The organism is Curtobacterium caseinilyticum, assembly GCF_030363035.1.
In the GTDB taxonomy this organism is placed as follows: domain Bacteria; phylum Actinomycetota; class Actinomycetes; order Actinomycetales; family Microbacteriaceae; genus Curtobacterium; species Curtobacterium caseinilyticum.
The window spans coordinates 132533-147041 of record NZ_JAUCMN010000007.1; the positions used below are offsets into that span (position 1 = coordinate 132533).

The window sequence follows — 14509 nt, forward strand, 5'->3', positions numbered from 1 at the left end:
CCGGTGACCGACCAGCCTGCCGGGCGGAACGACTCCTGCTACCGACACCCCGACCGGCAGAGCTTCATCCTCTGCCAGCGGTGCGGGCGGACGATCTGCACCGAGTGCCAGACGCCGGCCGCGGTGGGTGTCCACTGCCCGGAGTGCGTGCGTGAGCAGCGCGCGCAGTTCCAGGCGAACCGACGGGCATCAGGGGCGCCGAGTGGTCTGACGGTCGCTCGGCGCCGGTTCGCGATGCTCGACCAGAAGGCGACGACGGTGATCATCGCCGTGTCGGTCGTGGTCTGGCTGCTCGACGTGCTGTCCGGCGGGATCGTCAACTCGTGGTTGAGCTACTGGACGCCGCTCGTCGGCACCCAGCCGTGGCGACTCGTCACCGGCCTGTTCGTGCACTCGTCGATCTTCCACATCGGCTTCAACATGCTCGCCGTGTTCATCTTCGGACGCATCCTCGAGAACCTGCTCGGGACGTGGCGGTTCGTCGCGCTGTACTTCCTGGCGGGGCTCGGCGGTGACCTGGCGGTGTCGCTGCTCACGCCCGGGACGCCGGTCGTCGGAGCGTCCGGTGCCATCTTCGGCCTGTTCGCGGCGTTCTTCGTGATCCAGCGCAGCCTCGGCTACAACGCCGTACAGCTGCTGGTGATCATGGGACTGAACCTCGTCGTGGGCTTCCTGCCGGGGACGAACATCTCCTGGCAGGCACACGTCGGCGGGATCGTGCTCGGGTTCGTCACCGGGTTCGTGTTCTCGAAGACGCGCAACATCCGGCAGCGCAGGCTCCAGATCGGCCTGCTCGTCGCGGAGGCTGTCCTGCTCATCGCAGGCATCGGAGCGGCGTACGTGAGCATCGGCGGCTACGCGATCTGAGCCAGGATCCGTTCGCTGGACGCCCCGTCACACCTCGGTGTGGCGGGGCGTTCTCGTTCTCCGCCCGGGCGCGCGAGTTGTCCACACCGAGCGCGCGATTTGTCCACAACTGTGGACAACGAGGTGAGTTACACGCGTGTGATTATCCCCACTGTGGACGGCGCTGTGGATAACTCGGGGGCGGTGGTGTGGATGACCGTGTGGAAAGTGTGGAGAACTGTGGAGAAGCGTGCCGGGCTTGTGGACGGCCAGCCCTGGGCGCGTAGGGGCTTGTGGAGAGAGCGCGGACGTCATCCACCGGAGACGGCGGCGTTGCACACAACGACGACGCCCGCCGTACCGAGCGGTACGACGGGCGTCGATGCGGGAGGAGCGGAGTCAGCGCCACCGGGTGGTCATGAGGAACCCGATGAACATGATGCCGAAGCCGATCAGGATGTTCCACGAGCCGAGGGACGGCACGGGCAGCGTCGTGTTCGAGATGTAGAAGACGATCACCCACGCGAGCCCCACGAGCATGAAGCCGAACATGACCGGCTTGAACCACACGGGGTTGGGCTGGTCGCCCGCCGTGTCGACCGAGTCGGCTCGGGTCCTCCGGGCGGGCTTGGTGCGGTCCTTGTCCTTGGCCATGGCCGGTATCCTACCGTGACAGCGTGTGTGGGAAGACCCTCAGGAGCCTGCGCACATCCCCCACGAGTACGGTGATCCGATGACCAAGATCCTCGTCGTCGACAACTACGACAGCTTCGTCTACACGCTCAACGGCTACGTCCAGCAGCTCGGTGCCGAGACGGACGTGGTCCGCAACGACGCCTTCCCGGAGGCCGAGATCGCCGAGCGCATCGCCGACTACGACGGCGTGCTGCTGTCCCCCGGCCCGGGCACCCCGGCGGACGCCGGTGTCTCGATCCCGACCGTGCGTGCGGCGATCGAGGCCGAGAAGCCCCTGCTGGGCGTCTGCCTCGGGCACCAGGCGATCGCCGAGGCCCTGGGCGCGACCGTGACCCACGCCGAGGAACTCATGCACGGCAAGACCTCGCAGGTCGACCACGACGACAGCGTGCTCTTCACGGGCGTCCCGCACCCGTTCACGGCCACGCGGTACCACTCGCTCGCCATCGTCGACGGCACCGTGCCCGACGAGCTCACCGTCACGGCGCGGACCGGCGGCGGGGTCATCATGGGCGTGGAGCACAAGGACCACCCGGTGTACGGCGTGCAGTTCCACCCCGAGTCCGTCCTGACCGAGGGTGGCTACCGCATGGTCGGCAACTGGCTCGAGACGACCGGCCTGGGTGGCGCTGCCGAACGTGCAGCGGGGCTCAACCCCCTCATCGCATCCCACCGCGCCTGACGGGCCCGGCCGCACGGCCGTACGCGGCTGACCGAGGAGGCCCGGCCGTGGGCGGCTGACCGAGGAAGCTCTGCCGTAGGCGGCTGACCGAGGAAGCCCCGACCGTGGGCGGCCGCCCACCGGAGCGGGCGGCAGGCCCGCTCGTGTGTGGCGCTTGACCGTCCCACCCACGCGACGAAGCATCCCGGGGGTGCGGCGGTGGACGAAGCGGGCCGTACGGTGGAGTGCGGCCGCGATGCGGACCGGAGCAGTGCCTCCAGGCCGGGTCCGGACCCGTTGCAGGAGGGACCCCTGGCAGGAGGTGGGACCCGAACGGGCTACTGCCCGCCGTCGCCGCCGTCCTGCCCGCCGTCATCACCCTGGTCGCCGCCGTCCTGCGCCGGCTCTGACGGCGCCTGCGACGGCTGCTGCGCCGCCGCGGCGCAGTACGTCAGGGTGACCGAGCTGCCCTGCGCGATGTCACCCTTCGGTGCGCTCTGCTGCGTCACGGTGCTGCCCGTGCAGGTGTAGGTGGGTGCCGCGTCCACGGTCAGGCCGAGGTTGGCGAGCGTGGCGTTGGCTGCCGAGATCGGCTGCTGGGTCACGTCCGGCATCTGCACCTTGCCGTTGGACACGGTGAGGTTGACGACGGAACCCTTCTCGAGCTGCGTGCTCGCGTCGGGGTCGCTGCTCATGACCGTGCCCTCGGGGACGTCCGGCGAGTAGTCGGAGTTGATCGCACCGACCTCGAACCCGGCGTCCTCGAGTGCCTGCTGTGCGGCCTGCTGGGTCTGGTTCGCGACCTCGGGGACGGCGACCTGCTCCGGGCCGAGGGACACCACGACACGGATGCTCTGGTTGCGGGCGACGTTCGTCCCGGAGCCGGGCTCGGTCCGGATGACGGTGTCCTTCGCGACGTCGTCGGAGTTCTCGCCGACCTCGACCGCGCTGAGGTCACGCTTCCGGAGCTCGCCCTGCGCCGAGTCCCAGGTGGCTCCGACGACGTTCGGCACGGACACCGAGGACGACACCGGGGCCTTCCCGGGCTGCAGGTTCGCGACGAAGAAGACGACGCCGGCGATGACCGCGGCCGTGAGGATGATGCCGAGCCAGATCCACGCGACCGGCGGGCGGTTCTGCGTGCGCTGCGGGCGGTGCTCGGCGGTGTCGTCGTCGAGCTCACGGAACGCGACCGCGGGGTTCGACGTCGTGCGCGGGTTCACGCCGAAGAGCATGGTCGACGCGTCGTGCGCGGCGTTCTGCTGCAGCTTCCGGGTCGACACCGGGACCTTGCCGGCCGCGGCCTGCTGGAGGTCCGTCCGGAACTCCGCCGCGGTCTGGAACCGGCGCGTGCGGTCCTTCACCATGGCGTGCAGCGTCACGGCGTCGAGGGCCGGGGAGACGTCCGGCGAGATCGTCGACGGTGCGACGGGCTGCTCGCTGACGTGCTGGTACGCGACCGCCACCGGGGAGTCACCGGTGAACGGCGGGCGACCGGTCAGGAGCTCGAAGAGCACCACGCCGGTGGAGTAGAGGTCGGTTCGCGCGTCTACGGTCTCGCCCCGGGCTTGCTCCGGTGAGAAGTACGAGGCGGTCCCGAGGATCGACGTGGTCTGCGCGACCGTCGCCGACGTGTCGGTGATGGCCCGCGCGATGCCGAAGTCCATCACCTTGACCTGGCCGCTGTGCGTGACCATGACGTTCGCGGGCTTGATGTCGCGGTGCACCACGCCGGCGCGGTGCGAGTACTCGAGGGCGGTCAGGATGCCCTCGGTGATCCGGACGGCTTCGTCTGGGGCGAGCGGCCCGTCGTCGAGGACGTCGGACAGCGCGCGTCCGTCGACGTGCTCCATCACGATGTACGGCACCTGCACCTCGGCGCCGGAGGGCTCGGTGACGGTCTCCTCGCCCGCGTCGTAGACGCGCACGATCGTCGGGTGCGCCATGCGTGCGGCGGCCTGCGCCTCCTGCCGGAAGCGGATGCGGAACGCCGGGTCGTTCGCCAGGCTCGGCTTCAGGAGCTTCACCGCGACCTTGCGCCCGAGACGGGTGTCGGTCCCCAGGTGCACCGTCGCCATGCCGCCACGACCGATGACGTCACCGATCTCGTAGCGGTCGGCGAGGAGCGTGATCCCCGCGGTCACACCTTCTGGCACGTACTCCTCCGAATGCTCGTCCGGGACAGTGTACGGCAGCCCTCTCTGGCGGGAGGCTGACCGCGGGGGCCGCCGACGAACCGTTACACAACGGTGTCGACAGCCCCCGTTCGGGTCACGTCAGTTGGCGTCCTGCGGGCCGCCGGTCGGGTCGGTGCCCTGGCCCGGGTCGGTCGGCGTCTCGACGTCCGTGGGCTCCCAGGTGGCGGTCGCCGAGTCCGAGTTCTCCGAGGCGGCCAGGGTCCCACCGGACTGGCTGGCGCAGGTCACGTTGTACGCGAAGACGACCTGCTTGCCCGCGGCGTCGGCCTGGATGGTGACCGCGGTCGACGTGGTGTCACCCGAGGTCGCCCCCGAGGCGTCCTTGCCGTTCGACACGGTCCAGGTGTACTTCGAGACGGAGTACCCGTCCGGGCAGGTCGCTGCCGACCAGCTGAAGGTGACCTGGCCGCTGTCGGACACGGTGCCGGCGGACGGGCTGTTCGGCTTGTTGGCCGTCGGCGGGGTCGTGTACTGCGTGATCGTGATGAGCGCGCCCTTGGTGACGCTGCCCGTGGGGGTGAGGTCCGCGACGGTGTTCGCCTGGTCGGCCGAGGGCGCCGGGCTGCCGTCCTGCACGTTCACCTGGAACCCGAGACCCTGCAGGGCCGCGCGGGCGTCCTCGGTGCTGCGGCCGACGTAGTCGCTCTTGTTCACGACGACACGCGTCGAGGTGGGCGTGGCGGTCGGGGTCGGGGAGGACGAGGGCGTCTCGCGGGTCGCCGACGGGCTCGGCGCGGCGGACCGCGTGGGGTCCGGCTCGCTCGAGCCGTTGATCGCGAACGCGGCGACCACGCCGCCGATGACGAGCAGGGCGACGATCCCGACGAGCCACCAGATCCAGGCGCGCTTCTTCCTCGGTTCCTCGTCCTCGGGGGCGACGGGCGAGCCGGGGGTACCGGGAGGACCCGCGACCGCACCGGCCGACGTGCCGATCAGCGCGGTGGCGGCATCGTCACCCGGGCGCTGCGGCGGGTTGAACGCCACGGTCCCGGCACCGCCGACGGCAGGCACCGCGACGGTCGCCGCGGCGACGTCACCCCGGCGCAGCGCCTGGGCTGCGCGCGCGAGGTTCGCCGCCGTCGCCGGGCGCTCCGCCGGCTTCTTCGCGATGCAGGACAGCACGAGGGCGGCCACCGGCTCCGGGACGTCGCCGGGCAGCGCGGGCGGCTGCTCGTTGATGTGCGCCATCGCGATCGCGACCTGCGACTCGCCCGTGAAGGGGCGGCGTCCGGCCAGGGCCTCGTACGCGACGATGCCGAGCGAGTAGATGTCGGTCGACGGCGACGCCGGGTGGCCGCTCGCCTGCTCCGGGGACAGGTACTGCACCGTGCCCATGACCTGGCCGGTCGCGGTGAGCGGGACCTGGTCGGCGATGCGGGCGATGCCGAAGTCGGTGATCTTCACGCGGCCGTCGGGCGTGATGAGCAGGTTGCCGGGCTTGATGTCACGGTGCACCAGGCCGACCGCGTGTGCGGCCTGCAGGGCGTTCGCGGTCTGCGCGACGATGTCGAGCACCTTGTCGACCGGCAGCGTGTGCTCCCGCTCGATCATGGTCGACAGGGCCTCGCCCGGGACGAGCTCCATCACGAGGTAGGCGCTGCCGTCCTCCTCGCCGTAGTCGAAGACGTTGGCGATGCCCTCGTGGTTGACGAGCGCGGCGTGCCGGGCCTCGGCGCGGAAGCGCTCGAGGAAGCCCGGGTCGCCGAGGTACTCGTCCTTGAGGATCTTGAGTGCGACGGTCCGGCCGATGACGAGGTCGGTCGCCTGCCACACCTCACCCATGCCGCCGATCGCGACACGGGAGGAGAGCTGGTACCGCCCACCGAAGGTGAGTCCGCTGGTGGGTCTCATTTGTTCAGCACCGCCTCCATGACTTTCTTCGCGACCGGGGCCGCGACCGTGTTGCCGACGCCGGACTGCCCGAGTCCGCCGCCGTTCCCGACGACGACCGCGACGGCCACCTCCGGGTCCTTGGCCGGGGCGAACCCCGTGAACCACAGCGTGTACGGGTCACCCGTACCGCCCTCCGCCGTGCCCGTCTTCCCTGCGACGTCGACACCGTCGATCTTGGCATTGGTGCCGGTCCCGCCGCTGACGACGCTCTGCATCGCCTCGGTCAGGTCGGCTGCCTCGGAGCCGGACAGCGGGTCGCTGTACTGCTTCGGCGAGAACGACTCGACGGTCTTCAGGTCGCTCGTGGTGATCGAGTCGACGAGCGAGGGCTGCATGACCTTGCCGCCGTTCGCGATGCCGGCGGAGACCATCGCCATCTGCAGCGGCGAGACGCGCACGCTGGCCTGGCCGAACGAGCTCAGCATGAGCTGGGCGGTCGAGTCGACGTCGGGGTACTGGCTCGCGGTGGCGCGCATGGGCACGTCGATCGCGTCGCCGAACCCGTACTCGTCGGCGACGGACTTGATCGTGTCGTAGCCGAGCTTCTGCCCGAGCTCCGCGAACGGGATGTTGCACGAGTACTGGATGGCCGTGCGGAGCTTGACCTTGTCGCCACCGCCGCAGGACCCGCCCTCGGCGTTGTTGATGTAGGTGCTCGTGCCGGGCAGCTGTAGGCGCGAGGGGTTCGGGAACTCGGAGTCGAGCGAGTACTTGCCGTCCTTGAGCGCGGCCGACGCGACGATGAGCTTGAAGACCGAGCCCGGCGTGTACAGGTCGCCGCCGATCGCGCGGTTCTGCAGCGGGGTCGGGCTCTGCTGCAGGAGCGCGTCGTACTGCTGCTTCACCTGTGCGGTGTCGTGCGAGGTGAGCGAGTTCGGGTCGTAGGCCGGCTTCGACACCATCGCCAGGATCTTGCCGGTGCTCGGCTGGATCGCGACCACCGCGCCGGATTTCTGCCCGAGGGCGTCGTACGCGGCCTGCTGCACGTCGGGGTCGATCGTCAGGTTGACGTTGTCGCCCTGGACGTCCTGCCCGGTCAGGATCGCGTTGAGGTTCTGGAAGAACGAGGCGTCGGAGTTGCCGGAGAGCACCGCGTTCTCGGCGCTCTCGATGCCCGTGTTGCCCTGGCCGATGGTGAAGTACCCGGTCACGGCGGAGTAGAGCGCACCGTTGGTGTACTTCCGCTGGTACTGGTACTGGTCGTCCGAGGGGGTGGACTCGGCGATCGGGCTGCCGTCGACCAGGATGGCGCCGCGCTTGGTCGAGTAGCTGTCGAGGATCGTGCGGGAGTTGCGCGAGTCGGCGCGCAGGGAGTCGGCCGCGAAGAACTGGATCGACGTCGTCGACACGAAGAGCGCGACGAACATGAGCACGATGACGGTCGAGACGCCGCGGAGCTGTCGGTTCACCGGGTGCGCTCCTTCCTGGACGCGCCACGACCGCGAGCGGCCGGGATCGCGCCCTGCTGGACACGTTGTTCGGCTGGGATCGAGTCGGTGAGCCGCAGCAGCATCGCCGCGACGATCCAGTTCGCGATGAGCGACGAACCACCGGCCGCCATGAACGGCGTCGTGAGGCCCGTCACCGGGATGATCCGGGTGATGCCGCCGACGACGACGAAGACCTGCAGGGCGATGATGAAGCCGAAGCCGACGCCGAGCAGCTTGCCGAAGTCGTCCTGGGCCATGAAGGCCACGCGCAGACCCCGCGACGCGAGGACGATGAAGAGTGCCAGGATCGCGAAGACGCCGATGAGACCGAGCTCCTCGCCGAGCGAGGCGATGATGTAGTCGGCGTTCGCGACCGGGGTGATGTACGGGCGGCCCTGTCCGAGACCGGTGCCGGTGATCCCGCCGTTCGCGAAGCCGAACAGGCCCTGCACGAGCTGGTAGCTGCCCTGGGTCTGGCGGTCGTAGATGGTCTGGTCGAACGGGTCGAGCCACTGCTCGAAGCGCCCGTGCACGTAGACGAGCACCGACTGGGCGACGAGCGCGCCGCCGATGAACAGCGTGAGGCCGATCGCCACCCAGCTGAGCCGGGCCGTCGCGACGTAGATCATCACGAGGAACAGGCCGAAGTAGAGCAGGGCCGTGCCGAGGTCGCGCTGGAAGACCAGGACGGCCATCGCGGCGGCCCACATCACCAGGATCGGACCGAGGTCGCGCGCCCGCGGGAAGGTCATCCCCGCGAACTTCCTGCCGACGATCGACAGCGAGTCGCGTGCGGTGACCAGGTAGCCGGCGAAGAACAGCGCCATCGTGATCTTCGCGAGCTCGCCGGGCTGGAACGAGAACGGCCCGATGCGGATCCAGACCCGTGCGCCGCCGACGTTGTTGCCGATGACGGGCAGCATCGGCAGGAGCAGGAGCGCGATCGTCACGGCCATGAAGATGTACCGGTAGCGCTGCAGGAAGCGGTGGTTGCGGACGGCGATCACCGTGATGGTCGCGAGGACCATGGCGAGCATCGTCCAGACGATCTGCTTGACGCCGATGGCGTCCCAGCCGGTCAGGCCGTTGTGCACGTCGATGCGGTAGATCTCGGCGATGCCGATGCCGTTCAGGACCAGGGCGATCGGCAGCACGAACGGGTCGGCGTGCTTGGCGACGACGCGGAGCACCACGTGCATCACCAGCGCGAGCCCGAGGATGCCGCCGCCGACCCAGAGCACGCCGGTGTCGAAGACGCGGCCCTTGGTGCCGAGCTGCACGAGCACCATCGCCCCCGCGCAGATGCCGCAGGCGATGACGAGCAGGACGAGCTCGAGGTTCCGGGCGCGTGCCGGCTCCCGCAGCTTGATGGTGATGGCCTGCGTGAAGGACTGCGCGGTCGCGGCGCTCACCGACGGGCTCCCGGCGACGCGGAGGGCGACGCGCTGCCGGACGGCGATCCCGAGCCGGACGGCGTGGGGGTCGGCGACGAGGAGCCGCCGTCACCGCCCGTGCCGGCCTGGTCCTGTCCGGTCTCGGCGGCCTTCCGCAGGCGGTCGACGATGTCGCGAGCGTCGGACAGTGACTGCGCGTTGATCGTCGAGCGGACGTTCTCGCGGGTGTAGTCGGGCAACGACGAGACCCTGATGTCCGTGTCCTCGTAGACGTCGGACAGCGCGATCGGCCCGATCGACTGCTGGACGCCCTGGTAGATCGCGACGGTGCCGCGGTCGACGCCGACGTAGTAGTGCGCCTGCGTGATCCGCCAACCGAGGAACACCGCACCGACCAGGGCGGCGACGGCGGCGACGAGGGCGATCGACCAGGCGATGCGGCGACGGATGCGGCGACGGCGGTCCTCGGCGATGAGCTCGGCGAAGAACTGGTCCGACTCGGGCTCGAAGTGCGAGTCCTCCGGCGCGGCGGAGACCTTGAGCGGGTGGAGCAGGATCGTGGGGAGGCGGATCGGCTTGCGGCCGGTCGACGCCTCGAAGGTCAGCGGTGCGGCGGCGGACCCGACGGTCGTCGCGGCGTCGTCGTCGTCCTCCGGCTCGGTGTCGGTGACGTCCATCACGACGACGGTGACGTTGTCCGGGGCGCCGTGGTCGAGGGTCTCCTTGACCAGGCGCTGCGTCACCTGGTTCGCGTCCATGTTCGACGCGAGGGCGTGGCGGATGCGCTCCTCGGCCAGGTACGACGAGAGGCCGTCGGAGCAGAGCAGCCAGCGGTCGCCGGTCTGGATGTCCATGACGGCGGTGTCGACCTCGGGAGCGGCGTCGACGTCGCCGAGCACGCGCATGAGCACGGATCGACGCGGGTGGACGGCGGCTTCCTCCGGGGTGATCCGGCCGCTGTCGACCAGGCGCTGCACGAAGGTGTGGTCGGAGGTGATCTGCTGCAGCTCGCCGTCGCGCATCCGGTAGATGCGCGAGTCGCCGATGTGGGCGATGGCGATCTGCTCGCCGACACGGATGAGGGCGGACACCGTGGTGCCCATGCCCGTGAGCTCCTGGTGCTCGAACACCGTCTCGGTGATCAGCTGGTTGGCGGCGATGAGCGCGGACTGCAGGGCGAACTCGGCGTCGTGCGCGGACGGGAACTCGCGGTCGACCTCGCGGATCCGGCGGATCGCGATCGCCGAGGCGACGTCGCCGCCCGCGTGCCCGCCCATGCCGTCCGCCACGGCGAACAGGTGCGTGCCGGCGTACCCGGAGTCCTGGTTGTTGGCGCGGATGCGCCCCACGTGGGACACAGCGGCGCTCAGCGTGCGAGCGGTCATGTCCCGGTTACCGCCGCAGCTCGAACGTCGTCGTCCCGATCGTGATCGGCGTCCGTTCCGCGACGGTCACGGGGCCGGTCACCTTCTGACCGTTGACGAACGTGCCGTTCGTGGACTCGAGGTCGGACAGGACCCAGCCCTCGGCCCGGAGGTCGAGGCGGGCGTGGTGGGTCGAGGTGTAGTCGTCGCGGATCACGACGTTCGACTCGCTGGAGCGTCCGATGGTGATCGGACCACCCCCGAGCGGCATCTCGATGCCCTCGCGCGAGCCCTCGGTGATGACGAGCCTGGTCGCGACGCCGGAGGGCGCCGGTTGCTGCTGTGCGCCGCCGGACTGGCCGATGAGCTCGGTGAACGCGCCGGCGGAGGCGGGTGCCGACGCAGCCGCTGCGGGTGCGGTCGGGGTCGTCGGAGCGGAGGCGCCGGCCTTCGGATCGGTCGGGATGGTGCGGACGCGCTGGCCGAACAGGTCGCTCCGCAGGGCGAAGACGATCACGAACACGAACAGCCAGAGCACCGCGAGGAACGCGAAGCGCAGGACGAGCAGGGTCAGCCCTGTGGTCATCGAGCACCTCCGTCGTTCTCGGGGATCACCCGGAACACCATACGGGTACGACCGATCTCGATGGTGGAGTCGGGCTCGACGATGGCCTGCTGGAAGCGCTCGCCGTTCAGCTTCGAGCCGTTCGTCGACCCGAGGTCGTTGGCCTGCGCGTGCTTGCCGTCCCAGATCACCTCGACGTGCTTCCGGCTCGTGCCGGTGTCGGCCACCGTGATGTCGGCGTCGGTCCCGCGGCCGATGACGGTGCGCCCGCGCTGCAGCTTGTGCCGCTGCGACCCGATGTCGAGCACGGCGACCCACGCCACGTCACGCTGCACCGTCGACGAGTCGATCTGCAGGATGCCCGTCGACAGCGTGCCGTCCTGCTGCAGGGTGATCGAGACCGGCCCCGAGAACGAGTAGTTCTGCGCGACCGCGTGCTGCTGGACCATCTGGGACAGCTCGTCGATGAGCGGCCGGCCGATGTCGTGCATGCGCGAGTGGTCCGGTGGGGCGAGCCGCACGGTGAACTCGTTCGGCACGAGGATGCGCTCGCGGGAGACGACGGCGGCCTTCGTGTCGAGCTCCCGCCGCAGGGCACTGGAGATCTCGACGGGCTGCACGCCGGAGCGGAAGGTCTTCGCGAAGGCGCCGTTCACGGCGCGCTCCAACCCTCGCTCGAAGCTGTCCAAGAGGCCCATGTGTCTCCGTGGTCGTCGGTCAGGGACCCCTGCATGGTAGTGGGTGCCGCCGCGGCCCGTCTGAGCGTGGTCACGGGCACCCTCCGCTGCGTGGTAGTGTTGCCGGGCTGGCGCGAGTGGCGGAATTGGTAGACGCGCACGGTTCAGGTCCGTGTGCTGGCAACGGCGTGGGGGTTCAAGTCCCCCCTCGCGCACCAGGTGAGGGAAGGCCCCCGGAGGAATCCGGGGGCCTTCTCGCGTTCCCGGCTCCGGTCGTGCCGGTTCCGCCCGTGCCCGTCCCGACCGTGCCGGTTCCGCCCGTGCCCGTCCCGACCGTGCCGGTTCCGCCCGTGCCGGTCCCGACCGCGTCGGTTCCGCGGGAGCCGGCTCCGATCCGACTCCGTCCGCCTCGGCCTGGAGGCACGGCGCGGCCCCGACCGGTCGGTCGCCCCGGTCCCGGGGTGGCTCCGTCACGCGGGGCAACCGTGGCCGGCGGCGGCCAGCGGTCCGCGACACTGGTCGGGTGACGGACGACACGGTGCCGACGGACCAGCCCGCGCTCCTGCGGGGACCGGGACGCGACAGCTCGACGCAGGACGGACGGGTGCGCGACGGATCAGCGCTGCGGCGACCGCTCGCCGGCGGCGCCGGCGAGCTCTGGACGACGGACCGCAGCGGTGGTGCCGGGATCGTGGCGGGGGCCCACGGCGGCCACCTGTCCGAGGTGACGGTGCCCGGCGAGGTCGAGGCGCGCCTCCAGGCCGAGCCGGACCCGACCGACCTGCGCACGCTCCTCGACGCGGTGGTGGCGCGTGCGTCAGCGCGGTACGCCGCGGCCGTGGTCGTCGACACCGCGGGGTGGCGGGACGGTGACCGCCGCGTGCTCGAGGACGCCGGGTTCACCGGGGGCGACGCGCGGGGAGCGGCGCTGCGGGTCCGCGACCTGCGGACCGCGGCCGACGGCACGCCGACACGGGTGCTGGACGCCCCGGCGCTGGCCTCCCTGAACGGTGCGCACGCACGGTTCGCCGAGCGCCGCGGGGAGGTGGCGCGCTACCGGACCGACGTGTCCGTCTGGACCGGTGTGCCGCGACCGCCGTCACCACAGGACTGGCAGGACGTCCGGTCGCTCCTCGGTCCCGGTGCCGTGCTCGGGATCGGGACGGACGTCGAGCTGCCCGCAGGGTGGACCCCTGCCGGGCCGGACGGTGGTGTGCAGCTCACCGGGGAGGCCGTCGAGGGCGTGGCCGACCCCGAGGTGCTGGAGCTCGGACCGGACGACGTCGACGAGGCCGTGGCCCTGGTGGAGCGGACGCGGCCGGGGCCGTTCCTGCCGCGCACGATCGAGCTCGGTCGGTACCTCGGCATCCGATGCGGCGGGCGGCTCGTCGCGATGGCGGGGGAGCGGCTGCACCCGCCGGGGTGGACCGAGATCAGCGCCGTGTGCACCGACGAGGAGCACCGGGGGCAGGGCCTCGGACGGCGCCTGGTGCTCGCGGTCGCGCACGGTGTGCGGGAGCGCGGGGAGACGCCGATGCTGCACGCGGCGTCGACGAACACCGGGGCGATCCGGCTCTACGAGCAGCTCGGGTTCCGGCGACGGGACCGCGGGTCGACCCGGTTCGTCCGCGTGCCCTGACCCCGCGGGCGTCCCGTCGACCGGCCGCTCGTGGCGTTCAGCGGAACAGGTCGGTGAGCTGGCCGACGACGACGGCCGCGGCGATGACGACGAAGGGGCCGAGCAGGACCACGGTCACCCACCGGTTCTCGACGAGCAGCGCGACGAACTCGCGCAGGAACGCGCTCGGCACGTAGTAGCGGGCGGTCCGGGCGCCGACGACCTGCGCGTCGACACCGAGGCGCCGGGCGAGCGACGCCGTCCGGAGCACGTGGTAGTCGCTCGTGACGAGCAGCAGCGGTCCGTGCCGGTCCGCGTCGCGCAGGAGCACCGCCGAGCGCTGGATGTTCTCGCGCGTGGTCGTCGAGCGGTCCTCGAGCAGCAGGTCCTCGGCCGGGACGCCCTGCGCGGCGAGGTACTCGCCCATCGCGGCGGCCTCGGAACGGACCTCGTCCGCACCCTTGCCGCCGGACGGCACGAGCACGGGACGGTTGCCGCGCGCCGCCTCCGAGCGGTAGACGCCGAGCGCCCGGTCGAGCCGGCCGCGCAGGAGCGGGGTGACCGTGCCGTCGGGCCGGAGTCCGGCACCGTGCACCACCACGGCCGTCGGCGCGACGCCGTGCCGCATCCGCCCGTACACGACCGAGTACACCGCGAAGGAGACGAACGCGGCGCTGGCGTAGGCGGACGCGAGCGCGATGAGGGCGGCCACCGACAGCCCGACGATCCCGAACCAGACCGTGACGAGGACCGCGACGACCGGCAGCGCGAAGACGAGCACGCCGACGATGAGCGACAGCTGGTTGCCGAGACTCCGGCCCTCCTTGCGGAGCATCGTCACGCCGTTGGCGATCAGGGCGACGCCGAAGACGACGACGCTCATCGGCAGGGCGAGCGCGAGCAGTCCGAGCGCCACCAGGGCGACGACGGACCGGTCGGCCGCGACGGACAGCACGCCGAGGACCCCGAACACGACGGCCGCGGTCAGGAAGACCCCGTTGCGGAGCATGCGGGGGTCGCGCCGCCGTGAGACCGCGAAGCAGAGGGCGAAGACCACCGCGACGAGGAGCAGGAACACGCTCGCAGGCTACCGCCGCCCCGTACGGGGATCCCGAGATCGGGGGGTTGACCCCCGTCCGCCCGTCTCCGCACACTGGTGCGTCGCAC

The 14509-nt window shown here is 71.0% G+C and carries 12 protein-coding genes and 1 tRNA gene; 4 read left to right on the forward strand and 9 right to left on the reverse strand.

Going from position 1 to position 14509, the window contains the following annotated elements:
* Positions 1–3 precede the first annotated feature (3 nt).
* The gene (locus QUG93_RS11375; RefSeq protein WP_289473977.1) at positions 4–867 is read left to right on the forward strand and encodes a rhomboid family intramembrane serine protease; all 864 of its coding nucleotides are present in this window, start codon (positions 4–6) and stop codon (positions 865–867) included.
* Positions 868–1245: 378 nt separating this feature from the next.
* Here the strand turns inward: QUG93_RS11375 and QUG93_RS11380 are convergent, their stop codons facing one another.
* Positions 1246–1500 (reverse strand): cell division protein CrgA, encoded by a 255-nt coding sequence (locus QUG93_RS11380; RefSeq protein ID WP_111228127.1) that lies wholly within the window; start codon positions 1498–1500, stop codon positions 1246–1248.
* 79 nt (positions 1501–1579) lie between these two features.
* Between QUG93_RS11380 and QUG93_RS11385 the strand changes: the two genes are divergently transcribed.
* Positions 1580–2224, forward strand: coding sequence for an anthranilate synthase component II (locus tag QUG93_RS11385; protein WP_289473978.1), 645 nt, complete (start codon positions 1580–1582; stop codon positions 2222–2224).
* 317 nt (positions 2225–2541) lie between these two features.
* Here the strand turns inward: QUG93_RS11385 and pknB are convergent, their stop codons facing one another.
* The 7 genes from pknB to QUG93_RS11420 all read right to left on the reverse strand — a co-directional run bounded on the left by pknB (position 2542) and on the right by QUG93_RS11420 (position 11745).
* The gene (gene pknB / locus QUG93_RS11390; RefSeq protein WP_289473979.1) at positions 2542–4359 is read right to left on the reverse strand and encodes a Stk1 family PASTA domain-containing Ser/Thr kinase; all 1818 of its coding nucleotides are present in this window, start codon (positions 4357–4359) and stop codon (positions 2542–2544) included.
* Between the two features lie 120 nt (positions 4360–4479).
* Positions 4480–6252 (reverse strand): protein kinase domain-containing protein, encoded by a 1773-nt coding sequence (locus QUG93_RS11395; RefSeq protein WP_289473980.1) that lies wholly within the window; start codon positions 6250–6252, stop codon positions 4480–4482.
* A complete protein-coding gene (locus QUG93_RS11400) occupies positions 6249–7703 on the reverse strand; it encodes a peptidoglycan D,D-transpeptidase FtsI family protein (RefSeq protein WP_289473981.1) in 1455 nt (484 codons plus the stop codon). Before QUG93_RS11400 ends, QUG93_RS11395 begins: the two co-directional genes overlap by 4 nt.
* Entirely contained in the window at positions 7700–9136 is a 1437-nt protein-coding gene (locus QUG93_RS11405; protein ID WP_289473982.1) for an FtsW/RodA/SpoVE family cell cycle protein, read from the reverse strand. Before QUG93_RS11405 ends, QUG93_RS11400 begins: the two co-directional genes overlap by 4 nt.
* Positions 9133–10503 carry a Stp1/IreP family PP2C-type Ser/Thr phosphatase gene (locus QUG93_RS11410; protein WP_289473983.1) on the reverse strand — a complete coding sequence of 457 codons (1371 nt, stop codon included), beginning with the start codon at positions 10501–10503 and terminating at the stop codon, positions 9133–9135. Before QUG93_RS11410 ends, QUG93_RS11405 begins: the two co-directional genes overlap by 4 nt.
* 7 nt (positions 10504–10510) lie before the next feature.
* Positions 10511–11068, reverse strand: a complete 558-nt coding sequence (locus tag QUG93_RS11415; protein ID WP_289473984.1) for an FHA domain-containing protein FhaB/FipA — start codon at positions 11066–11068, stop codon at positions 10511–10513.
* Positions 11065–11745: an FHA domain-containing protein gene (locus QUG93_RS11420; RefSeq protein ID WP_289473985.1), complete on the reverse strand. Its 681-nt coding sequence runs from the start codon at positions 11743–11745 to the stop codon at positions 11065–11067. Before QUG93_RS11420 ends, QUG93_RS11415 begins: the two co-directional genes overlap by 4 nt.
* 110 nt (positions 11746–11855) lie before the next feature.
* Here QUG93_RS11420 and QUG93_RS11425 point away from each other — a divergent pair.
* Positions 11856–11942, forward strand: a tRNA-Leu gene (locus QUG93_RS11425).
* A gap of 305 nt (positions 11943–12247) precedes the next feature.
* The gene (locus QUG93_RS11430) at positions 12248–13363 is read left to right on the forward strand and encodes a GNAT family N-acetyltransferase (protein ID WP_289473986.1); all 1116 of its coding nucleotides are present in this window, start codon (positions 12248–12250) and stop codon (positions 13361–13363) included.
* Between the two features lie 37 nt (positions 13364–13400).
* Here the strand turns inward: QUG93_RS11430 and QUG93_RS11435 are convergent, their stop codons facing one another.
* On the reverse strand, positions 13401–14420 hold the full coding sequence (locus QUG93_RS11435) for a YdcF family protein (protein ID WP_289473987.1): 1020 nt from the start codon (positions 14418–14420) through the stop codon (positions 13401–13403).
* Positions 14421–14509: the final 89 nt, after the last annotated feature.

Excerpts from the sequence above, each read along its gene's own strand:
- QUG93_RS11385 (WP_289473978.1), top strand. The coding sequence starts at position 1,580 with ATGACCAAGATCCTCGTCGTCGACAACTACGACAGCTTCGTCTACACG.
- QUG93_RS11415 (WP_289473984.1), bottom strand. The coding sequence starts at position 11,068 with ATGACCACAGGGCTGACCCTGCTCGTCCTGCGCTTCGCGTTCCTCGCG.
- QUG93_RS11410 (WP_289473983.1), bottom strand. The coding sequence starts at position 10,503 with ATGACCGCTCGCACGCTGAGCGCCGCTGTGTCCCACGTGGGGCGCATC.
- QUG93_RS11420 (WP_289473985.1), bottom strand. The coding sequence starts at position 11,745 with ATGGGCCTCTTGGACAGCTTCGAGCGAGGGTTGGAGCGCGCCGTGAAC.
- QUG93_RS11380 (WP_111228127.1), bottom strand. The coding sequence starts at position 1,500 with ATGGCCAAGGACAAGGACCGCACCAAGCCCGCCCGGAGGACCCGAGCC.
- QUG93_RS11395 (WP_289473980.1), bottom strand. The coding sequence starts at position 6,252 with ATGAGACCCACCAGCGGACTCACCTTCGGTGGGCGGTACCAGCTCTCC.